The organism is Pseudomonas sp. MPB26 (assembly GCF_046605355.1).
Classification (GTDB): Bacteria; Pseudomonadota; Gammaproteobacteria; order Pseudomonadales; family Pseudomonadaceae; genus Aquipseudomonas; species Aquipseudomonas cedrina.
Window position 1 is genome coordinate 3522620 of sequence record NZ_CP176793.1, and the last position, 21301, is coordinate 3543920.

The following is a 21301-nucleotide window of genomic DNA, read 5'->3' on the forward strand; positions in this document are numbered from 1 at the left end:
TATGTATGCAGCAAATTTGACCGGCGCTATTTGGGCGGTAGATGAAGGCTATGAGCCGGCCGAAGGTGTGGTTCTGTTTAAAAGCGAGCCCACCCAGGACCAATTGGCTGTGACGTTCCCGCAGTATCGGCATAGCTATGGCCAGAGACTTTGCTCGATAGTTGATAACGCCGCGGATGTTGCTCGTTTAAAGATGGTCGGCGATCCCTTGCGCGCATCGGAATATCAAATGGCATCAGCGGAGGCCGCCAACTTCAAGCGAGCTGGATATCCAGACGATGCCATCCCCAGAACCGTGGCCGCGTGGGCAATTGCGGGACGCTCTGCCCGTGAGGCGGCTGATGAGATTCTGTTCAAAGCTGACCAGTTTGATAATGCGATCTACTTCATCAGAGAAACCAGGCTTCTGATCAAGCAACAAATCCTGGACTTGATCGAAGCTGGAGATACGTCGAAAGCTCGGGAAATTGCCGTGGGTGCATCCCAGGCCATTCAAGACACCGTCACTGGCGTGGAAAATATTTGATGGCTTGGGATTCCGTGACTATGAGCTGGCCCGAGCAGTCCACCCAGTGGATGGGCAACCTGGCGGCGGCCCAGGCGCTGGCGAGTAGCGAGCTGGCCAACACCAGCCAACGCTTGGCCGGCCTCGATGGCATGACCAGCACCAACCCCGGGCCAGTGGGTGACGCAGCCAAGGGCGCTATTGAGGCCGGCCGGGCCGCACTGGCCGGCCAAATGGGAGAGGCGCCGGCGTGCCTGGTCGTGACGCCATTTCAAAGCGGGGTAGGACAGGGCCGTGGCCATCAGCGGTTTCTGTCTGCGCCGAACTTGCTGCAGCAGCTGGCCGCCAAACTGGTCGACGCCAGCGACAACGGCCGACCGGCGGGCCCTCAGTACGCGTTGTCGCTGATTTTCCTGGGCACGCGCCTGGATCAGTTCGCCGAAACCCTGGCGCGCTTCAATGCGCTATTGCCGATCCCTGACCTGGTGCGGGCCGAACGACGAGCGCGGAACCTGTCGCGGCTGGAGACTGAAAAGTGGGAGATCCCCAGCGCCGGACCTTTGCCGCGCTGGTCTGCGCTGCCCCTGGAGCGTTGCACTCTGGTCAAAGCGGCCAAGCAATCGATGGCCGGCCAGATCGCCGTCCTGGAGAGCTACGCGGCCGACAGCTCGCCCATGGGCGACTTGGCCGCACTCGCTGGCCGTAAAGCTGCCCAGCAGCAGGACCGCGACAAGCAACTGAACGGCCTGAAAGCCCTGCTGGCCGGTGGCAACGCCGATCACAGCATGCGCGCGCGGATCCTGGGCCCAGGCGACAACAACGAATTACGCCGCGCTTTACTGCAGGGCGATGCACCAGGTCATGAATGGGTGCTATGCGCCGGCGTGCTTCTGGTGGGGTCGCTGGATGGTTTGAGCTTTGTTCGGGAGTTGGTCGGCCTATGACGCTATTACTCGACGGCCAACAGATCCTTGGCAAACGCCTGAAAATCACGGCCAACCTGCGCATCGAAAGCGACGATCTTTCGGGGCAGACCAGCAACAGCCAGACCGCGCATAAGGGGTTCAAGCCCAAAACCCTGACGGTCTCCCTGATGATCCCGTTTGTTGACCAGGTGCAACTGCGTAACCTTATGCGCCTGGCCGAGGCTACGGCCGGCGGTGGCCAGCTCAAGATGTACCGCATCGTCAACGACACCGCCGCGGCATTCGGGATCCGTGAGGTGCAGTTTTCCGACGGTGTGAGCGCCCGGGAAGACGACTCCCTCAACGCCTGGCTGGTGCAGTTCACCCTATCGGAGAAACTGTCCAACCCAGAGCGGGTGGAGAACCGTCGCGCCGGCAACAAGGTTACAACGCAGTCCGGCCCAGGTTCGGCCGTCGGCGGCGCCGCTGGCGCCGCTGGTGGCGGTGGTGACGGCACAGGCAATCCCGAGGAACTGAGTGGCTTTGAACGGACCTTGAAAAAGGTCGATGACTGGCTGGCCCCGACCCCATGAAATTGCACAAGGTACTGACGATCAGCGGCCAGCTTTACCCGCTGATCAAGGATGAAGTTCGGCTGGACATCAAAAGCCCCGGCCGGGCGACCTTCACCATCCAGGCGGGTGCCCCGGTCAAAGGCCTGGTAATGCTCGATGTCGGCTACAACGACGGCCCGCTGCAGCGCCACTTCATAGGCTTTGTCGAGCGGTCGACGGCGATCAACAGCGTGCAGCAGATCCTGATCTGTCGCGAACTGGCGGCAATCCTGTCCCAGCCCATGCCGCTGAACTTGCGCCACGTCGACCTGCATGGCGTGCTGGCCGAGGTCAGCGGCAAGACTGGTCTGCGCTTTCGTGTGCCCGACAAGGCCTACGCCAAGGTCAAAGCGCCGTTCTTCTACAGCCTGGCCGCCGGCTACCTGGCCATGGATAGCCTGGCCAGCGTGTTCAGCATCCCCGACTTCATCTGGCAGCAGCAGGGCGACGGTGACGTGTTTGTGGGCAGCTGGGCTGACAGCTTCTTTGGCATCCGCCCGCCGCTGGAACTGCCCGTCGAACTGTTCGACGGCTACCAGGGCAACCAGAGCGCAATGATCGCGGCCCTCCCAGGACTGCGCCCAGGTGCAACCATCAACCAGGGCGAGAGGATCACCAGCGTGACCCTTGCCGGCAATCAAATGGCGATCAAATGGACGACGCAATCCGTCGCAGCGTAGAGCGGCAATTCCCTGAACTGACCGGCGGTTACCACCTGCCACGCTTTGGCCGGGTGGTGGCCGTGCCCGACGCACCTGCAGCGCCTGGGCTGTGCGACGACTTCCGGCCGCGCTTTGGCGTCGACGTGGAAGTACTGCTGCCTGATGGTGAGCCGGATCCCGCGCTGCCGATCCTGACCGGCCTGCCATTGCCGGCGCCGATGGGTGGGCAAGAGGCGGGGATGTTCGGCTTCCCGGAGGAGGGCACTACCGTGGTGGTCAGCTTTGCTTACGGCCTACCGCATAAGCCCTTTATCACGCAGATCCTGCCGCACGGCCTGAGTCTGCCCCGGGTGCCGAAGGGTGACCAGGTGTGGCAGCACAGCGAAGCCTGCCAGCAGCGCGTCGATGCCGACGGAAACTGGCTGCGCCAAACAGACGGCAAGATCCAAGACAAGGCGATCGAGCGGGAAGTAGAGGCGATGCAGAACATCGAGAGCTTCCAGAGCCACACCAGAACGGTGGACGACCATTCAACCGAGTCGGTGGGTGGTATCAAGAAGATAGAGGCGTTGGGCGCGTTGAAACTGCTGCGGGCGGCTCTGCGAGCCTGGCGGCGGTGGATGACTTGCATCAGGCAACCGGGCGGGATTTGAACCTGGTGGTGGGGCAGAAGCATAACGCCACGGTCGGAGGGGACATGGAGGAGCGGATTCAGGGACTGCGTAAAAGCGTGGCGGCAGTCAGCCAGAGGCTCGTCGCGCCTAAGACCTGGTTGGGATCCGAAGGGGTGAATGTGCTGCAGGTGTTGTGTGACTTGCTTGACCTGGTGCAGCAAATGAACGTCCAACTGGCCAGCCATACGCATGGACCAACCCCCCCACCCGAGAATGCTACAGAGTTTTCCTCTTATGCCCTTAAAGCGGCTGCATTAAGCGGAAAGACCAAGCCCATAACGGGTTCAGCGTAATCAACTCTGCAAAACAATTATTGTTTTCGACTTTGCGCATAGTATTAAATGTTTGATGAATCTATTAATCTATATCGATCGCGCTTGTGATATGTCGCCTTTCCATGTTGCTGATAGACTGATTTGTCTTCATTAATTCTATTCTTACGTCATCCCACTCAAGAAATAACATTGTTGGATCTTCGTTGGTTTCATATGCTTTATTACTGAAGGCGCCTACTAAAAAGACATTCCCATCGTTTTCACTCTTGTATTTGTCCAAGTTGCTCTCTATTAAAGCTCTTGCTTCCTCCGTTGCGGTCTTTGTCAAAGCGCGCACTGCTACTTGAATGCTGCTCACAGCGCCCATATAGGATCTAGCAGCTTTTTTTAGATCGACTTTGTCGGGAAGTTCGTTCAGTACCTGCTTATTAAATTCGCCGTTAGCGGCAAGGCTTGCTTTAAGGGCGTATATGCTTATGTTATAAACTAAATTTTTAGCTTTCTTGTTTTCATCCATAACCCATTTGTCTGGGTTATGCACGGAATGAACAGCCCCACCAAAGTGGCTGAGGTGATTCCTTAGTTTTTCCATGAATCGGTAGTTTAGGTTGTCACCGTAGTGCTTTTCCCTAATCGCTTTAACTGCTTCCTTTGTCCCCCCGCTCCTATTGTTAGCTTTTGACGCCATGCTATCTATCAGCTCTGTATAGTTTTTCGCGGAAAGTACAAAATTTGTAAACTTTCGGTTTATGGAGGAAAGTACGTCATATGCTTTTTTGTAGTCAAATCTATGGTCTACAATTTTATTAAGCGTGAGCAGTAAGACTTCTTTTTCAAGGTCTAAGAAGTTTCCAAGGACTAGGTCGTAAGTTTCTTCGATGTTCAATGCGGCGGTTAATGTTTGTCGAGCATTAACCAGCCCGGTATATTCTTCCTCTGAGATCTCCAGCTTTGGGGACGCCTCGTGCAAAGACGTACCTAGAAAGTATTTACCCTGCATATCCATGTCTTTTTTCCTACGGGGGGATGAGCTCGTACCATAGTCAAACACAATTGAAACTGCCGTAAACCTTTTTTATCCCTGTCGGCACCACCAGGACTGCGCATAAGCACATCCGTCGATATACTCGATCCCGCTCAATACAAAACCTGTCGGTGCCATCCCAGAAAGCGTCGCGTCTAATAGTTGAGGTAAAGGGCTGGGCTCAAGCGGCATTCCTTTATTCAACGTTGCGACATTGGAGCTGCGCCCCAGCTCGTGGGAGATCTCTGCGTTAACGTGGACATCTCCCTTTATAGCCGGATACCGCCGCCTTTCTTGGGGGCTCAGAGGGACGCCCTTACACCGCATAGGTGTGACCAGCATGTGCATGGATGCCTCCCGTCTAAATGTTGCCCGACTCTTCCAGCAATTCTTCCACGGCATAAGCCAGCGCGCTGTCTGCCAGCTCCAACAAGTCGCAGAGTACCTCTCGATCAATCAATGCCTCTCTATGTAACTCGTGGGCCTGTAGCAAGAGGGTTTTGTAGTGGGCACCTGGGTGGCTCAAGAGCGACGTTTGATCTCGCAAACATGACATCCACGTTTCTAAGGTCCACGCTTGGGAAAGGTTGGCTGCATTCATCGCTATCACTCGCCACATACTGTATATGCAAACAGTATATTGGGTTGCGCTCCCACCGATATAGGGATCCGACGAAGGGCAGGGCTAGCTACGGCTCAAATCAAGGCTGGCAATAAAAAAAGGCTGAAAAAGCACTTATCCCCCTCCCGCCGACGGGGTTTGTGTCCTTTTTTTGTGCAAACCCAGATGTAGTGCAAACGCGCCGGCAGCCCAGGCGGGCAGGGGCACTCTAGGGGCGGGCGGCAGTTTCACAGATTGCAAAATTTTGAAGAGAAGTGCAGCGCGGTTGCAGGGCGGTACAGCAGAGGGCCACGGACGGGGCAGGGCTGGAGGCCCCGGTTTCATTGATGGGCAGAGAGAAAAATATAGGAATACGGTTATTTTCCAAAACGAGATAGATCTTTTTCTCGTCGTCCGTCACGGCCTTCGATGAGCTCGAAAGCCGTCGTAAGCCGCGAAACGTGTGGGTTTCGTCGATATTGGGGTATTTCACAATTCGTCTCGACTCCTTAACCGGCTCCTGACTTTCTCAGGCGTGCCAAACCTTGCTTGATATGGCCCGCGTTCTCACCGATTGCTTCTAAGGCGCCACGCACGTTTTCACCGACTTCTACTGAGCCTTGTTGTTCCAGGCGCAGCGTGAGTTCCATCACAGCTGCTTCCAGTGCCAACTGATTTTCATACATCTTTTCGAGCAAATCCGAGAGCGAATATTCATGTGCCATATGAAGCTTCCTATCGTGAACGTTCAGACTAGCCCATGCTGCAGGACTCGCCATACAGATGGCTATTTTGGAACCAGGCCTGGGAAAAAGGTAATTTTGGTTAGGGACGGTATGAAACCCTCCACAGGCCGCGTGTTTCGTGGATTTGACGCATTACCCTAATGGGTAATATTTGGTAATGGCAAAGGTAATATTTGCCCAAGTGCCTGGTTTTACTGGGGATTGGGCCCGTCAGGAATTACCCGATGAAAAGGTAATGACCTAACCTATAAATTACCAAATTATTACCTTTCTTAATATCTATTAACTTATTGAAATTAAAGGGTTTTATCTGGTTTCAGCGAGCGTATTACCAATATTACCTTTTTCCCATGCCTCAACATAAATCGTGCGGAATGCCGTTTTTCACCCCCTTCCAACCGTCGCGCACTAACTTGGTGCAAAGCCCATGGGACCGCCATGGGACTGAGAATGGCGATTTTTTGGAGATCCAGCATCGCTGCAGCCCCCGTAATCCGGGCACTTGCATAATGAAAGTCACTTTGCGGGTAGTTTCGAATCTCTCCTTCACCGCCAAATTTGAAACGACTAAACCCCTGAAAACGTTGAAGTTTTCAGGGGTTTTGTGTTTTTAGGCTCTTAAAAACAGCACTGTGCGAGAGGTGATGGCAAAGCGCTCATAAACACTGGCGATGAATTCCAGGACTTGCTAAGGTCGCCGCCTTTCCAATAGCCATTCAGAGGGATCTAAATGCACCCGGTGCTTCGCAAGACATTCGGCGGGCTTTCTGCCCAGTACTACATTCGCAATTTCCTGTTCGGGCTGATTTTTCCCGTGCTGATCTTTACCGCGCTGACCCAATCGAAGACCGGTGTGTTCCCGCTGGGCACGCTTTTCTTTTGTGTGGTCAGCAGTCTGCTTTACCCCTACGCGCGCTTCGTTTACGAAAGCATCATGGGGTACATTTTTGGCAATAACGTGTTCTTTGTGAACGCGATCATGATGCTGACCGTCAAGCTGTTCACCATGGCACTGTGCTGGAGCATGGCGATTTTCATTGCGCCGGTTGGGTTGGCTTATCTGTACTTCCACCATAGCCGGGCGGCGAATCAGGCCTGAGTCAGTTGAAGTCTTTTGTAGTGAGCGGGCTTGCCCCGCGCTGGGCTGCGCAGCAGCCCCAAGGAAGACGAATGCGGAGTATCAGACATTCCCCGGTGTCTGGTTTTGGGGCCGCTGCGCAGCCCAACGCGGGGCAAGCCCGCTCGCCACAGGGAAGGGGCGCCAGCTTTGGAACGTTGTGTGTATATCCTTCCATCTTTGGCGGCGGAATTTCAGATGTGCAGCCAGGCCAGGCTACCCAGTAGCACCGCAGCGCCCGCTGCCGTATAGGACAGGCGCTTGAGCCACTCCCTTCTGGTCAGCAACGTAATCGCCGCCAACGAAATCGCGATCTGGATGGCGGTCATCGCCTGGGCCCAGCGATGGTGCTGGTGCAAGGCCTGCTCGGACTTTTCATCCCATTGCCTTGATGTGGCTTCAAGCCTCTCCGCCTGCTTGCGCACGTCTTCCTTCTGGCTCTTGTAGCGTTCAATCTCATCCTTATAGTGCGCGGCGTCCACGCCGGGGATGTGAGTGGCCAATTCCGCGAGGTTTTGCCGGCTGGATTTGGCCTGGTAATAATTCCATTGGTTGGCGGCTTCGGTCTTGAAGATGGCGGCGTTGTTCTTGTCCATCGCCGCTTCGCTTTCGCTGGAGCCGGCCTGGTAGCTGAGCATGGCGCCGAGGGTGGCCATGAGGGCGGTCATCACGGCGATGCGGCTGGCGAAATTGTCGCCGCGGCCATGGGCATGTTCGGTGGTGTGTTCGAGGTGTTTTTCGTGGGGGCTGGGGACTTCGAAGGCTTCGGACATGGGGGCGTCTATGAAGGGACTGAGGGAGTCTGATTTTTCACCAGCAAAGCTGTCTCAAGCCTGTACGTAACGTCGGATCAGCCCGTCTTACAGCTCCAATTGCCTGACGTCGATGCCAAACGCCTTGGCGATCCTTGCCCGGGTCGCTCGGCGGGGCTTCTTCACCGACTCCTGCTGGGCAAATGCCGACTGCGAAATGCCCAGTCGTTCGGCTGCCGCTTGCTGCGTCAGGTTCAGGTATTCACGCCAGGCTCGAATGGGCGTCAGACCCTCGATAATCAGGTCGACTACCCCGCCCGGAATAAGGTGGCCTTTGCTTTGCTGTGAGAGATATTGCCGATAAGGAATCACCACGAACACAGGTTTGCCTGCGGCGTCGTTGATGACCTGTATATGGGGGGAGGCATCGACCATGTTTTTTCCTGTATAGGCTTATTGCAGACTTATATATTTATTAGGCTTTTAAAAGGATTTTCCGGCTTTTTCAGGAATACTTTAACCAGGGGGCTGTGGCTAAATATTAGCTGGCCGCTCCGGCCCCATCTGGCAGAGGTGTTGCCGTGTGTAAGCGTCGATGCTTGCGCGCAGGTTGCTTGCACCTGACGTGGCCCGTTATTGTGCTGAATCCTTTTAGTCCTCTTCCCAGGGTTTTGTAGTGATGAATGCACCATCGCGTACTGCAGTCGGTCCGATCAAGGCCGTGATTTTCGATATGGACGGGTTGTTGCTGGATACGGAAGGCATCTACACCGAAGTCACAAAAATCATCGCTGAGCGTTACGGCCGTACCTACGACTGGAGCATTAAGCAGCACATCATCGGTCGTGGCGCCCAGGATCTGGCCGACTACGTGGTCAAGGCGCTGGACTTGCCGATCACCCCGGCCGAGTTTCTCGAGATCCGCGAACCGCTGATGAGCGAGCGCTTCCCCAAGGCTTTGGGCATGCCAGGCGCCGAAGCGTTGGTACGTCACTTGAAGGCGCACAATATCCCGATTGCCGTGGGCACCAGTTCCTCGCGTAACTCGTTCGGCCACAAGACCACGTTGCACCGCGAATGGTTTGGTCTGTTCGATACCATCGTCACCGCTGACGACCCGGAAGTTGGCGCCGCCAAACCCGCGCCGGACATCTTCCTCACCGCCGCGCGCCGCCTGGGCGTTGCACCCGAGGATTGCCTGGTCTTCGAAGACTCGCCCTTCGGCGTCACCGCCGCCAAAGCGGCTCACATGACCGCCATCGCCGTACCCGACGAGGCCATGGCCGACAGCAAATACCACCACGCAGACCAGATCATCCGCAAACTCGCCGACTTCGACCTGCCAGCCTACGGCCTACCCCCCCGTCCCTGAATACACAGGGCTCAAATGTGGGAGCTGGCTTGCCTGCGAATGCGATGTATCAGTCGCCATATCCAATGACTGACACTCGCTATCGCAGGCAAGCCAGCTCCCACATTCGCTCTTGCAATGTCCCAGAAATCTCAGGCGCTGAACCCACCATCAATAGTCAAACTCGCCCCAGTGATATACCCAGCTTCCGGCCCCGCCAGGTAAGCCACAAAACTCGCAATTTCCTCCACCTGCCCATACCGCCCCACCGCCATCAACCCCATCAGACTCTCGGCAAACTCACTGTTCGCCGGGTTCATATCGGTATCGACCGGTCCTGGCTGCACATTATTGATAGTGATGCCCCGAGGTCCCAGGTCTCGCGCCAAGCCTTTGGTCAATCCCACCAGCGCCGCCTTGCTCATCGCATACGGCCCGCCGCCGCCAAACGGCATGCGTTCGGCGTTGGTGCTGCCGATATTGATCACCCTGCCACCTTCACCCATATGCCTGGCCGCTTCCTGGGTGGCGATGAACACACTGCGGACGTTGATCGCCAGGGTCTGGTCGAAATCCTCCAGCTTGAAGTCGTCCAACGGCGCGATGGCCAGCACGCCAGCGTTGTTGACCAGGATATCCAAGCGCCCGAAGGCCTCGACAGTGGCGTTGACCGCGTTGCGGATTGCGTCGGCATTGGCGCTGTCGGCGTGAATCGCCAGGGCCTTGCCGCCGTCGCGAATCACGCTGTTCTGCAGTTCTTCCGCCTTGGCGGCCGAGCTGACGTAGGTAAAGGCAACCGCCGCACCTTGTGCTGCGAGGCGCTTGACGATGGCGGCGCCGATGCCGCGGGAGCCGCCTTGAATCAGGGCAACTTTGCCGCTGAGGTTGTGTGTGGTCATGTCGATCTCCAAGTGGTGCAAGGCAGGTTGCCTTGTTGTTGAAACCGAGTATCAACCTCACAGGCCCCCTCAGGTAGACCGTGATTGCTATAGTCTGTGTAAACCAAAAGTTTAGAACGGGTCGTTATGGAAAGCTTTGGCAGTATCGAATGCTTTGTGCGCAGCGCCGAAGGGGGCAGCTTTGCCGAGGCGGCGCGACATCTGAGCCTCACTCCGGCAGCGGTAGGAAAAAGCGTCGCCAAGCTGGAAGCGCGTCTGGGCGTACGTCTGTTCCAGCGCAGCACCCGGCGGCTGACGCTGACCGAGGCCGGCAAACGGTTTCTTGAAGAAGTCAGCGCCAGCCTCACCACCATCCAGAACGCCGTCGCCAACCTGGCCAGCGCCGAAGGGCGGCCGGTGGGCACGCTCAAGGTCAGCATGGGCACGGTGTTTGGCAATCGGTATGTGGTGCCGCTGCTGGGGAAGTTCATGCGCCATTTTCCAGATATCAGCCCGGACTGGCATTTCGATAACCGTCAGGTCGACCTGATCGGCCAAGGCTTCGATGCGGCCATCGGCGGTGGCTTTGAGCTGCCCCAGGGCGTCGTGGCCCGTAAGCTCACGCCGGCGCACCGAGTATTGGTGGCCTCGCCGGATTATCTGGCGCAGCGCCCGCCGGTATTGGTCCCCGAGGATCTGGCGCGCTGCCTGGGCATCCTGATCCGCTCGCCACAAACCGGGCGCATCCGCTCCTGGCAGTTGACCAGTGCCGAGCGTGAACACAGGCCCTTGATGCTCAAGCCAGGCATGACCATGAGCGATTCCGAAGCCGCCTGCTGCGCCAGCGCCCAGGGCCTGGGCATTGCCCTGGTGAGCATGCCCATGGCCGTGCCGTTCCTCGACAGCGGCGCGGTGGTGCGGGTGCTGCCCGACTGGTACGTCGACGACGGCAACATCTCCATTTACTACGCCGAACACAAACTGCTGCCTGGCAAGACCCGAGCGTTTGTGGATTTCATCATCGAGCAGTTTGCCGAGCATCAGTTGAGCCAGCGCTTCAGTGCAATCTAAATGTGGGAGGGGGCTTGCTCCCGAAGGCGTCGTGTCAGTCAGCCTATTTATTACTGACCCGCCATCTTCGGGAGCAAGCCCCCTCCCACATTTGATCTCAGTGGCCGAACTTACCAGGCCAGCCGATCACCTTCTTCGGCCTCGGCATCGCATAAGTCCTGACTTTAGAGGTCGACAACCCCAGCCGCACCAGCGCCTCGGCAATCGTCACCGCCGCCGTCACCCCATCCACCACCGGTACCCCGGTGCGCCGACGAATCTGCTCATCCAGCCCGGCCATGCCGCCACAACCCAGGCAGATCACCTCGGCCTTGTCCTCGCTGATGGCCAGTTCCGCCTGGCGCACGATGGCCTCCATCGCAGCCAGCGGATTGTCTTCCAGCTCCAGCACCGCCATCCCACTGGCGCGCACCGACGCGCAACGCTGGTACAGGCCAGCGAGTTTCAGGCGGTCTTCAATCAACGGCACCGTCCGGTCCAGGGTGGTCACCACCGAATAGGCATGCCCCAGGAACATCGCGGTGCTGGCGGCCGCCTCGGTGATGTCCACCACCGGCACGTTCAATAATTCCTGCAGGCCCTCGCGGCCGTGCTCGCCGTAGCCGGCCTGGATTACCGCATCAAACGGTTGGTCGTAAGCCATCACCCGGTCCATCACGGCGATGGCGGCCAGGTAGCTTTCGAAATTGCCCTCCACCGACTCCGCGCCAAAGTAAGGCGTGAGCCCGACGATCTCGGTGCCCGGTGCGGCCACGGCGCGTGCCTGCTGGGCGATGGTTTCAGTGATGGATTCGGTGGTGTTGACGTTGACCACGAGGATACGCATGGAGTGTCCTTTGATTAATGACTGACGTTATCGACTGCAATGCTTTCGCCGCTGACATCGGCGTAGAACGACTGGCGCTTGGCAATCAGCCCGTACAGCAGCCCTGCAATACCGGCGCCAAACAACCAGGAAAAGGGCGAGACGCTGGCGAACCCAGGCAACAGGGCCAGCAAAATAGCGATCAGCGCCGCAGGAATGAAGGCCGCCACCGCACGCAGATTGACCCCGCGGCTGTAGTAATAAATGCCGTTCGGGTCTTCGCTGTACAACTGCGGCACATCGATCCGGCTTTTACGAATCAACCAGTAATCGACCATGATCACCCCGTACAACGGCCCCAGCAGCGCGCCCAGGCCGGACAGGAAATACACAATCACCAGCGGGCTGTTATAGAGGTTCCACGGCAGGATCAGCACGGCTACGGCGGCGCTGATCAAACCGGCGCGGCGGAAGTTCAGGTACTTGGGCGCCAGGTTGCTCAGCACGAAGGCCGGGGCGACGAAGTTGGCCATGATGTTCACCGCCACGGTGACGATCAGGAACGCCAGGCAGCCCAGTACCAGGAAGAAAGTGTTGGGGATGGCGGCAATGATTTCGGTCGGACTTTCGATCACCCGGCCATTGAGCTGGAATTGCCCGCCGCACAGCAGCACGGTGATCGCGGCAAACACCAGGATATTCACCGGCAGGCCCCAGAAGTTACCGACCTGAATGGTCTTGCGGCACGGCGAGGAGCGGGCGAAGTCGCAGAAGTTGAGGATCAGCGTGCCGTAAATCGACAACCACAGCGCACCCCCCGCAAAGATGTTGCGCCACATCTCGCCACCGCTGAGGGGGGCGCGGATCGACCAGGCGATGTTGCCGCCGGCCTGGAAATACATCCAACCGGCCAACGACGCCACGGTGAGCAGGATCACCGGGCCGGCGAAGCCTTCGTAGCGCCGCACCATCTCCATGCCGTAGGCCAGGATCACCAGTTGCACCAGCCAGATCACCACAAAACAGGCCCAGCCGAGGGACGACAGGCCGAGGATCGAGTTGTGGTCATAGTCGGCAAAGCCTGGATGAATCGCCGTCAGTAATACGCGAAAAACCACCGAAGCCAGGTAGGTCTGGATACCGAACCAGGCAATCGCGATGACCGCACGGATCAGCGCTGGAATCTGCGCGCCATGAATGCCGAAACTGATGCGGCTGATCACCGGGAACGGCACGCCGGTCTTTTGCCCCATATAGCCCGACAGGTTCATGAAGAAGTACACCAGCGCCGCGCCGATCCCGAGGGACAACAGGATTTGCCAGCCGCCCAGGCCCAATGCATACAGGCCAATGGCAAACGAGTAGTTGGCGATGTTGTGCACGTCATTGGTCCACAACGCAAAGATGCTGTAGCGCCCCCAGCGCCGGCCTTCTACCTTGGTGGGCGCCAGATCCTTGTTGTGCAGGCGCGGGCTGAGCACCAGCGGGCCGGGGCTGGCGGCTTGGGGGCTCAGGGTGGAGGAGGGCAGATCCAGTGCGACGTCATTCGTAAGGGTTGTACGCATTCCGGCAGGCTCCAGCACATCTGCAGCCAGGCCGCGGATGGCAAAGTGTATGTATGTTTTGTATTTATTGTATACAAAGCGTATTCCACCTTAAGCCACATGCGTGCCAGCTTTAGATCTAGGAAAACCCGGGCTAATTTCGTTTTTGCTGGTTATTCAAATAAATGACTGAATTAAAAGCAATATAAATTGACCGTTTGAACAGCTATTTATTTTTATCAGGAAAGGGGGTGATTCAGAAGAGCAAAAAATGCAAGGAGAGAAGTGTTACGTTTTGGTGCGTTTCAAGCAGAATTGCACACATAAATGGCACCGATGGTTACATTTGTGTGTACAGGTTGAGCGGCAACACAAAACAAATGTGGGAGCCGGGCTTGCCCGCGATGGCGGAGTGTCAGTCACGAAAAAGTCGACTGACCCGCCGCCATCGCGGGCAAGCCCGGCTCCCACATTGTTTTCACATTTTTTACCGCATCAACCCTCAGGCCTTACTGATAATATTCCCCGCATGCAGCCCGCACTCCTTCTGCGTAGCCTCTTCCCACCACCACCGCCCCTCGCGCTCATGCTGGTTCGGCAACACCGGTCGCGTGCACGGCTCGCAACCAATGCTGATAAACCCACGCTCATGCAGGCTGTTATACGGCAGCTCCAGCATGCGGATGTAACCCCAGACTTCCTCGCTGGTCATCTGCGCCAGCGGGTTGAACTTGTATAAGGTACGTTCCGGCGTCGAGAAGGCCGTGTCGATTTCCAGCACGGCGACCTGGCTGCGGGTCCCCGGGCTCTGGTCGCGGCGTTGGCCGGTGGCCCAGGCTTTCACGCCGGAGAGTTTGCGGCGCAGCGGCTCGATCTTGCGGATGCCGCAGCATTCGCCGTGGCCATCGCGGTAGAAGCTGAACAGGCCTTTCTCCTTGACGAAGGGTTCCAGCTTGCTCTGGTCCGGCGAGATCAGTTCGATGTCGATCTTGTAGAAGTCGCGCACCTGCTCGATGAACCGGTAGGTCTCCGGGTGCAGGCGGCCGGTGTCGAGGCTGAATACCTTGACGTTCTTGTTCAGCTTCCAGGCCATGTCTACCAGCACCACGTCCTCGGCGCCGCTGAAGGAAATCCACAGGTCATCACCGAACTGGCTGAACGCCAGCTTGAGAATATCCTGGGCGGATTTGTTGGCGTAAGTCGTGGCGAGTTCAACGACGTCGAAGGCTTGGTTCATCAGGACGGTTCCTACAGGTCAGTGGCGCTGAGCGCTCTCTAGGGGGGTGATGGTATCAAAAACCGCCCTGCGTTGCGGCGGCGAGCTTGAATCGCTAGAGTTCGGCAGTTCTTTTGCTCGCTCAACCAAACAACATCTAAAACGGGAGTGTCTTGTGGAAATTGCCTGTCTCGACCTGGAAGGGGTACTGGTCCCGGAAATCTGGATCGCCTTCGCCGAAAAAACCGGTATTGAATCCCTGCGGGCCACCACCCGGGACATTCCCGACTACGACGTGCTGATGCAGCAGCGCCTGCGTATCCTCGATGAGCATGGGCTCAAGCTCGCCGACATCCAGGCAGTCATCGCCACCCTCAAGCCGCTGGACGGCGCCATCGAGTTCGTCAACTGGCTGCGCGAGCGCTTCCAGGTGGTAATCCTGTCGGACACCTTCTATGAATTCTCCCAGCCGCTGATGCGCCAACTGGGTTTCCCGACCCTGCTGTGCCACCGCCTGATCACTGATCAAACCGACCGCGTGGTCAGTTACCAACTGCGCCAGAAAGACCCCAAGCGCCAGTCGGTACTGGCCTTCAAGAGCCTGTACTACCGCGTGATCGCCGCCGGCGATTCCTACAACGACACCACCATGCTCGGCGAGGCCGACCGTGGGATCCTGTTTCACGCACCCGAGAATGTGATTCGTGAGTTCCCGCAATTCCCGGCGGTGCATACATTCGAGGATTTGAAAAAAGAGTTCATCAAGGCGTCGAATCGGCAGTTGAGCCTGTAGGTCATTCCGCGCGGCTGATGGCCTCTTCGCAGGCAAGCCAGCTCTCACATTAAACGGTATTCAAACATCAAAAAATGTGGGAGCGGGCTTGCTCGCGAAGGGGCCCGTACAGGCACTGCACATCTTCGCGCTACACTCCTGCCAGCAAGCTCTCATAAGGAATGCGCAAGCCTTCATGCAAACGCTTGATCATCGACAGACTCAACTTGCGCTTATGGTTCAGCACTTCTGAAACCCTCCCACTGGTGCCGATAAAAGGCTCCAGATCACGGGCAGTCATGCCCAGTTGTTCCATCCGAAATTTAATCGCCTCCACGGGATCAGAAGGTGGCATTGGATAATGCTCGGCCTCGTACTTCTCGATGAGAATGGCGAGGATCTCCAGCTCGTCCCCCTCGGGTGAGCCGATTTGCGCTCCCCATAGCTGTTCCACACGCGCAAGCGCCGCGGCTAGATCCTCATGGGAATGTATAGGTTTGATGTTCATCACACGGTCTCCGCGTTGATCTGATCATACTGCGCATGAGTCCCCACGAAACGTATGAACCCAAGCTGTCGCTGATAGTTGATCGCCATGATCACTCGATATTTATTGCCGCCCACGTTGAACACAACCCGGCTACCTTTGAGAATGCTTGCCGCTCTCAGCTCTGCCTTGAGCAATTGCGGTGACGGGTAATCGGCCTTTTCCAGATGGCGATAAAGCTCGACTAGTGGCATTTTGGCATCTAAATAGGCCGGATGGCTCTCCCAGAATATTCGTAGGGTAGACAGAGCGATTATTCGCATTGCTGTGACCTCCCAATTTGGGAGATGATAGGTGTGCTTGGGTTGAGATGCAATCTCGGAAATAAATTCTGACGAGTAAGCAGACGCTTCATGTGATCCCTCACAAACGGCTGGTGGGCGGTCGGAGTTGGACGCTATCGCCCGGGTCATGCTCCCGTCCACAGTCGTTCTGATTCAGATCTTGTCCTGCTGTGTGGCACTACGTCCAAGCCCAAGGCGGGCTGAGCGCTACAGACTTTCCAAAGTTTGTAACAACACCCGCACCTTCGTCAGCGACTCCTGATACTCCGCCTCCCACTGTGAATCGGCGACAATCCCGCCGCCGCCCCAGCAGCACACCTGCCCATCCTTCACCAGCAAACTGCGAATGGCGATGGAGCTGTCCATCTCCCCGCGCACGTCCAGGTACAGCAGCGAACCGCAATACAAGCCGCGTCGGGTCGGCTCCAGTTCGTCGATGATCTGCATCGCGCGGATCTTCGGCGCGCCGGTGATGGAGCCTCCGGGGAAACTGCCGGCGATCAGGTCGAGGGCGTCTTTGCCGTCGGCCAATTGGCCGATGACGCTGCTCACCAAGTGGTGCACGTTGGGGTAGCTTTCCAGGCTGAACAGTTCCGGCACGCTCACCGAGCCGGTGCGGCAGGTGCGGCCGAGGTCGTTGCGCAGCAGGTCGACGATCATCAGGTTTTCGGCGCGGTCCTTGGGGCTGGCCAGCAGTTCGGCGGCGTTGGCGGCGTCTTCTTCAGGCGTCAAGCCACGGGGACGGGTGCCTTTGATCGGGCGGGTTTCGACGCGGCGTTCGCTGATATGAACGAAACGCTCGGGCGACAGGCTCAGCACCGCGCCGTCGTCCGGCAGGCTCTGGAAGCCGGAAAAGGGCGTCGGGCAGGCTTCGCGCAGGGCGCAATAAGCCGCCCAGGGATCACCGCTGCACGGCGCGCGAAAGCGCTGGGCGAAGTTGACCTGGTAGCAGTCGCCGGCCTGGATGTAGGCGTGGATGCGCGCGATGGCCTGGCGGTAAGCCTCGGCGGTGAGGTCCGCGGCCATGGGACCGTGGAGTTTGAAGCTTGCCGTTGACTCGGCGACTGGCTGGCTGAACAAGGCAATCAGGCGCTGCCGCTCGCTGTCCGCCAGTGTTGGATGAAACACCAACTGGGTGGTCTGCGCCTGATGGTCGCTGATCAACGCCCAGGCATACAGTCCAAAGCGCGCATCCGGCAGGTGCAGGTCGTCCGCGGCCAAGTGCGGCATCTGTTCCAGGTGTCGGCCGAAATCGTAGCTCAGGTAGCCGATCAAGCCCCCGGCAAACGGCAGCTCATAACCCTGCGGTAGAACCGCTTCACCCAGTTGCTTGAGGTTTTTGCGCAAGCGTTGCAGGAAATCATGGCCGCTTTCGTCGGGTGAAACCGTCAACGTCGCCTGTGGCCAGGCGCTGAGCAGGTCATACCGCCCGCGCTCGGCAACCGGCCGGCCGCTGTCCAGCAGCACCGCGCCGGGCGCATGGCGAATCGCCGCAAAGTACTCGGCGGGGTTGGCCCGGTAGGGCAGCGGGTGTAGGGAGCAGGTCGACATGCGGGGTGGATCAGCTGTTGGCGTGGGGGGAGAAGATTGTAGTCCCCCCGAAGCTTTGGTCCTAGCACGGTTTAAAATGTGGAGCTCTGAATGTGGGAGCGGGCTTGCTCGCGAAAACGGTGGGTCAGTAACAAATGTACTGACTGACACTCCGCATTCGCGAGCAAGCCCGCTCCCACATTGGATCAATGTTCAGCCTTCAACCGGCGGAATATGCCCAAACATTTCCTGCACGAACTCCACCCGCTCTTCCGGCGTTTCCGTCACACCGGCTGTCTTCAGCGCTTCCAGCCGCGCCTCCACCGCATGGGTGCGCAAGGTCAAGCCGCAGTCGTTGGCAATCTGGATATTCAGCCCCGGCCGCGCATTCAGCTCCAGGATCAGCGGGCCTTTCTCCTGGTCCAGCACCATGTCCACGCCGATATAGCCCAACCCGCACAGTTCATAGCAACCGGCCGCAAGCTTCATGAAACCGTCCCAGTTGGGCAACTGCACGCCATCCACCGCATTGGTGGTGTCGGGGTGTTTGGTGATGATGTTGTTCAGCCAGGTGCCGCGCAGGGTCAGGCCGGTGGCCAAGTCGACACCGACGCCGATGGCGCCCTGGTGCAGGTTGGCCTTGCCGCCGGACTGACGCGTCGGCAACCGCAGCATCGCCATCACCGGGTAGCCCATCAATACGATGATGCGGATATCCGGCACGCCTTCGTAGCTGATGCTCTTGAAGATCTGGTCGGGCACCACGCGGTACTCGATCAGCGCGCGGTCGCGGTGACCGCCCAGGGAATACAGGCCGGTGAGGATGCTGGAGATCTGATGCTCGATCTCTTCATGGCTGATGATCTTGCCGGACACCGTGCGATAGCGCCCCTCGAAACGATCCGCCACCACCAGGATGCCGTCACCGCCGGCGCCTTGGGCCGGCTTGATCACGAAGTCGCTGCGCCCGCCAATGATCGCGTCGAGCTTGTCGATTTCCTTCTCGGTGGAGATCACCCCGTACATCTCCGGCACGTGGATGCCGGCGGCAATCGCCCGTTCCTTGGTGATGATCTTGTCATCCACGATCGGGTACAGGCTGCGCTTGTTGTACTTGAGCACGTAGTCGGCATTACGACGGTTGATGCCCATGATTCCCCGCGCTTCCAGGGCTTTCCAGGTCTTCCAGAGGCCGAACATTACTGGTCAGCCTTCAAGAAGGCCTTGAAACGCACCAGCTCGGTCAGGCGGTAACCGCGATAGCGACCCATGGCCAGCATAAAGCCCACCAGAATCAACAGGATCGCCGGGAAGGTAAACACGAAATACACCAGCTCCGGCACGCTCATGATCAGGTGCGCCAGGGACGCGGCGAACAGCGTACCCACCGCCACTTTCAGCGCATGGGTGGCGCCGCGTTCTTCCCAGGTGATCGACAGGCGTTCGATGGTCATGGTCAGGATCACCATCGGGAACAGCGCCACCGACAAGCCGCGCTCCAGGCCCAGCTTGTGGCTGAACAGGCTGATCGCCGCGATCAGCACCACCACGAACGTCAGCACCACCGACAGCCTCGGCAGCATCTGCAGCTTCAGATGCTCCAGGTAGGAGCGCAACGACAGCCCCAGCGCCGTAATGATGGTGAACAACGCGATGCCGAAGCCCAGTTGGGTTTCGCGGAACGCCAGCGCCACCAGTACCGGGGTGAACGTGCCCAACGTCTGCAGGCCAATCAGGTTGCGCAGGATCAGGATCACCAGCACGCCGATCGGGATCATCACCATGATCATGAACGTTTGCTGGGTTTGCAGCGGCAGGTTGTACAGCGAGTAGCCGAGGAAGTTGGAGTCGGTGCTCTCATCCGTCAGCTTGGCCAGGCGCAGGGCGTTCATGCGGCTGTTGTCGAGGCTGAAGGTGACAGTGGCTTTCTTGCCGCCGTCGACGGTGATCAGGTTTTCATCGCCGATCCACCACAGCAGGCGGTCGGCGGGCAGGCCTTGCTCACCGGTTTCGGGGTTGAAATACAGCCAGTCATTGCCATTGAAGCTGCGCAGCCAGAGTTCCGGGGTTTGCGGCTGGTTCGCCTCCAGGCGCAGGGTGTGCACGCGCTCCACCGGGACATGGCCGATGGACAGCACCAACTCGATGATCTTGGCCTTGTGCGCGGTGGACGTGTCGCCGGCCAGCAGCAGCTTGACGTTGTCGTCGTTGAGGTTGTTGGTGCGTTTGATGGCTTCGCTGATAAAGGTCTCGACATCGGCCGAGTGCTGGCGGATCGGCGCGAGCAAGGCTTCGGCGGCGATTTTTTCCGGGCCTTCCACGGCGATGCTGTCACGGAAGATCGGGCCCTTGACCTTGCTCTTCTCGCCCTCGCGCTTGGTCAACACCAGGCGGTAATACAGGGTTTGCGTGCCCTTGGCGCGGCGTGCCGACCAAGTGACCTTGCGATTGCCGTCGAGGCGGTTGACGCTGACCCCGTAGTTGTTGGAAATGAAACTTTCATTGAGGCTGACGTAGTCGCGGTTCAATGGCGGCACGAACATCTGCACCTTGACCGGGTCCTTGGCGTTGGCGACGAACTCGACTTTGGCGTCGATGTTCCACAGGTCTTCCATCGCGTCTTCGGTGACCGGGATGCCCAGCGCGAAAATCTGATAGGCCGTGATCGAAATGCCCAGTGCCACCAGGACGGCGATCAGGATTTTCAGGTGCATAGTGAGAGAGCGCATGGGAGTTACTCGGCGGTATGAGCGTCGGCGACACAGGCAGGTTTGCCTGCTGCGTATTTAAGACTGGGGTCGACCAGCGCATCAAAGCGTTTCAACGCTTCGGAGCCGATCAGCAGCGGGTATTGGAAGGCGCTGCGGTCAGTCAAGTTCACTTCGATGCTGCGTAAAGCAGTGCCCATGCAGATATCCAGGGCAATCACCGGACGGGCGGTGTAGTTCTTGTCCTCATCGGGGTCGTAGTCGCCGGCGCGGCGCTTGATCTTGCTCACGCGCGCCAGGGGGCGTTCGATGGGGTGGGAATGGGCGGTGTCAATGGCCAGGTAGAAGCGCACCCAGGATTCGCCGTTGCGCTTGAAGCGCTTGATATCACGGGCGCTGAGGGACGCGGTCTTGGCGCCGGTGTCCAGTTTGGCGGCGACTTCCAGGTCAATCCCGGCCAACTGGGCATATTCGTTGAGGCCATACACGGTCTTCTCGGCGGCAGCGCCAAGGCCAGGCAGCAATAGTAGACAAAACAGGGGGAGGGGCTTGAGTCTCATAGATCCTGATGCGGTGCAGTGCGATGTGTGATTCAAGGCGACCGGCATTACTGCGCAAGCTCCTTCGTGCGCCGTTTCATCTAGCGATGTCAGGCAAATGCGGCGGCATTCTAACATGATGCTTTTTTGGCGCCAGCGCTGGCAGGCGGCCATGCCGCTG

Annotated in this window: 23 protein-coding genes and 1 pseudogene; 9 read left to right on the forward strand and 15 right to left on the reverse strand. The window is 58.2% G+C overall.

Annotated features, from left to right (window positions below):
- Position 1: 1 nt before the first annotated feature.
- From ACLH0H_RS16390 to ACLH0H_RS16410, 5 genes and pseudogenes are all read left to right on the forward strand, one after another.
- Entirely contained in the window at positions 2–526 is a 525-nt protein-coding gene (locus tag ACLH0H_RS16390) for a phage tail protein (RefSeq protein WP_411378798.1), read from the forward strand.
- Positions 526–1449, forward strand: coding sequence for a hypothetical protein (locus ACLH0H_RS16395; RefSeq protein ID WP_411378799.1), 924 nt, complete (start codon positions 526–528; stop codon positions 1447–1449). Before ACLH0H_RS16390 ends, ACLH0H_RS16395 begins: the two co-directional genes overlap by 1 nt.
- A complete protein-coding gene (locus tag ACLH0H_RS16400) occupies positions 1446–2003 on the forward strand; it encodes a DNA-binding protein (RefSeq protein WP_411378800.1) in 558 nt (185 codons plus the stop codon). Before ACLH0H_RS16395 ends, ACLH0H_RS16400 begins: the two co-directional genes overlap by 4 nt.
- Complete coding sequence (locus ACLH0H_RS16405) at positions 2000–2704, forward strand: hypothetical protein (protein ID WP_411378801.1); 705 nt, start codon at positions 2000–2002, stop codon at positions 2702–2704. Before ACLH0H_RS16400 ends, ACLH0H_RS16405 begins: the two co-directional genes overlap by 4 nt.
- Positions 2677–3653, forward strand: a pseudogene (locus ACLH0H_RS16410) (hypothetical protein). Before ACLH0H_RS16405 ends, ACLH0H_RS16410 begins: the two are co-directional and overlap by 28 nt.
- A 64-nt stretch (positions 3654–3717) precedes the next feature.
- Here the strand turns inward: ACLH0H_RS16410 and ACLH0H_RS16415 are convergent.
- The 3 genes from ACLH0H_RS16415 to ACLH0H_RS16425 form a co-directional block, all read right to left on the reverse strand.
- On the reverse strand, positions 3718–4641 hold the full coding sequence (locus ACLH0H_RS16415; protein WP_411378802.1) for a hypothetical protein: 924 nt from the start codon (positions 4639–4641) through the stop codon (positions 3718–3720).
- A 69-nt stretch (positions 4642–4710) separates the two neighbouring features.
- Positions 4711–5007 carry a hypothetical protein gene (locus tag ACLH0H_RS16420; RefSeq protein WP_411378803.1) on the reverse strand — a complete coding sequence of 99 codons (297 nt, stop codon included), beginning with the start codon at positions 5005–5007 and terminating at the stop codon, positions 4711–4713.
- Between the two features lie 762 nt (positions 5008–5769).
- On the reverse strand, positions 5770–5985 hold the full coding sequence (locus tag ACLH0H_RS16425) for a hypothetical protein (protein ID WP_411378804.1): 216 nt from the start codon (positions 5983–5985) through the stop codon (positions 5770–5772).
- A gap of 751 nt (positions 5986–6736) precedes the next feature.
- Here ACLH0H_RS16425 and ACLH0H_RS16430 point away from each other — a divergent pair.
- Positions 6737–7105 (forward strand): hypothetical protein, encoded by a 369-nt coding sequence (locus ACLH0H_RS16430; RefSeq protein WP_411378805.1) that lies wholly within the window; start codon positions 6737–6739, stop codon positions 7103–7105.
- Between the two features lie 212 nt (positions 7106–7317).
- On the opposite strand, the gene ACLH0H_RS16435 is transcribed toward ACLH0H_RS16430, so the two are convergent.
- Both ACLH0H_RS16435 and ACLH0H_RS16440 read right to left on the reverse strand, forming a co-directional pair.
- Positions 7318–7896 (reverse strand): DUF4337 domain-containing protein, encoded by a 579-nt coding sequence (locus ACLH0H_RS16435; RefSeq protein WP_411378806.1) that lies wholly within the window; start codon positions 7894–7896, stop codon positions 7318–7320.
- An 87-nt stretch (positions 7897–7983) separates the two neighbouring features.
- A complete protein-coding gene (locus tag ACLH0H_RS16440) occupies positions 7984–8310 on the reverse strand; it encodes a helix-turn-helix domain-containing protein (protein ID WP_411378807.1) in 327 nt (108 codons plus the stop codon).
- Between the two features lie 244 nt (positions 8311–8554).
- Here ACLH0H_RS16440 and ACLH0H_RS16445 point away from each other — a divergent pair, with 244 nt between their 5' ends.
- On the forward strand, positions 8555–9247 hold the full coding sequence (locus tag ACLH0H_RS16445) for an HAD-IA family hydrolase (protein ID WP_411378808.1): 693 nt from the start codon (positions 8555–8557) through the stop codon (positions 9245–9247).
- A gap of 131 nt (positions 9248–9378) precedes the next feature.
- Here ACLH0H_RS16445 and ACLH0H_RS16450 read toward each other — a convergent pair whose 3' ends face one another.
- Complete coding sequence (locus ACLH0H_RS16450; protein ID WP_076949531.1) at positions 9379–10125, reverse strand: 3-oxoacyl-ACP reductase family protein; 747 nt, start codon at positions 10123–10125, stop codon at positions 9379–9381.
- Between the two features lie 126 nt (positions 10126–10251).
- Between ACLH0H_RS16450 and ACLH0H_RS16455 the strand changes: the two genes are divergently transcribed.
- Positions 10252–11175 carry a LysR substrate-binding domain-containing protein gene (locus ACLH0H_RS16455; RefSeq protein WP_411378809.1) on the forward strand — a complete coding sequence of 308 codons (924 nt, stop codon included), beginning with the start codon at positions 10252–10254 and terminating at the stop codon, positions 11173–11175.
- A gap of 97 nt (positions 11176–11272) precedes the next feature.
- Here ACLH0H_RS16455 and ACLH0H_RS16460 read toward each other — a convergent pair whose 3' ends face one another.
- The 3 genes from ACLH0H_RS16460 to ACLH0H_RS16470 all read right to left on the reverse strand — a co-directional run bounded on the left by ACLH0H_RS16460 (position 11273) and on the right by ACLH0H_RS16470 (position 14761).
- Positions 11273–12001 carry an aspartate/glutamate racemase family protein gene (locus tag ACLH0H_RS16460; protein WP_411378810.1) on the reverse strand — a complete coding sequence of 243 codons (729 nt, stop codon included), beginning with the start codon at positions 11999–12001 and terminating at the stop codon, positions 11273–11275.
- Positions 12002–12015: 14 nt separating this feature from the next.
- Complete coding sequence (locus ACLH0H_RS16465; protein ID WP_411378811.1) at positions 12016–13545, reverse strand: NCS1 family nucleobase:cation symporter-1; 1530 nt, start codon at positions 13543–13545, stop codon at positions 12016–12018.
- Between the two features lie 481 nt (positions 13546–14026).
- Positions 14027–14761, reverse strand: coding sequence for a phosphoadenylyl-sulfate reductase (locus ACLH0H_RS16470; protein WP_076949527.1), 735 nt, complete (start codon positions 14759–14761; stop codon positions 14027–14029).
- A gap of 154 nt (positions 14762–14915) precedes the next feature.
- Here ACLH0H_RS16470 and thrH point away from each other — a divergent pair, with 154 nt between their 5' ends.
- Positions 14916–15533 (forward strand): bifunctional phosphoserine phosphatase/homoserine phosphotransferase ThrH, encoded by a 618-nt coding sequence (thrH, locus tag ACLH0H_RS16475; protein WP_411378812.1) that lies wholly within the window; start codon positions 14916–14918, stop codon positions 15531–15533.
- Between the two features lie 130 nt (positions 15534–15663).
- On the opposite strand, the gene ACLH0H_RS16480 is transcribed toward thrH, so the two are convergent.
- From ACLH0H_RS16480 to ACLH0H_RS16505, 6 genes are all read right to left on the reverse strand, one after another.
- Entirely contained in the window at positions 15664–16020 is a 357-nt protein-coding gene (locus ACLH0H_RS16480) for a type II toxin-antitoxin system HigA family antitoxin (protein ID WP_076949525.1), read from the reverse strand.
- Positions 16020–16322, reverse strand: a complete 303-nt coding sequence (locus ACLH0H_RS16485) for a type II toxin-antitoxin system HigB family toxin (protein ID WP_411382424.1) — start codon at positions 16320–16322, stop codon at positions 16020–16022. The genes ACLH0H_RS16480 and ACLH0H_RS16485 overlap by 1 nt, the downstream gene beginning before the upstream one ends.
- 228 nt (positions 16323–16550) lie before the next feature.
- Positions 16551–17894, reverse strand: a complete 1344-nt coding sequence (gene pabB / locus ACLH0H_RS16490; RefSeq protein ID WP_411378813.1) for an aminodeoxychorismate synthase component I — start codon at positions 17892–17894, stop codon at positions 16551–16553.
- 192 nt (positions 17895–18086) lie between these two features.
- Positions 18087–19073, reverse strand: a complete 987-nt coding sequence (locus ACLH0H_RS16495; RefSeq protein WP_411378814.1) for an alpha-L-glutamate ligase-like protein — start codon at positions 19071–19073, stop codon at positions 18087–18089.
- Positions 19073–20602 (reverse strand): inactive transglutaminase family protein, encoded by a 1530-nt coding sequence (locus ACLH0H_RS16500; protein ID WP_076949521.1) that lies wholly within the window; start codon positions 20600–20602, stop codon positions 19073–19075. Before ACLH0H_RS16500 ends, ACLH0H_RS16495 begins: the two co-directional genes overlap by 1 nt.
- Before the next feature lie 5 nt (positions 20603–20607).
- Positions 20608–21141 (reverse strand): ATP-dependent zinc protease, encoded by a 534-nt coding sequence (locus tag ACLH0H_RS16505; protein WP_076949520.1) that lies wholly within the window; start codon positions 21139–21141, stop codon positions 20608–20610.
- Positions 21142–21301: the final 160 nt, after the last annotated feature.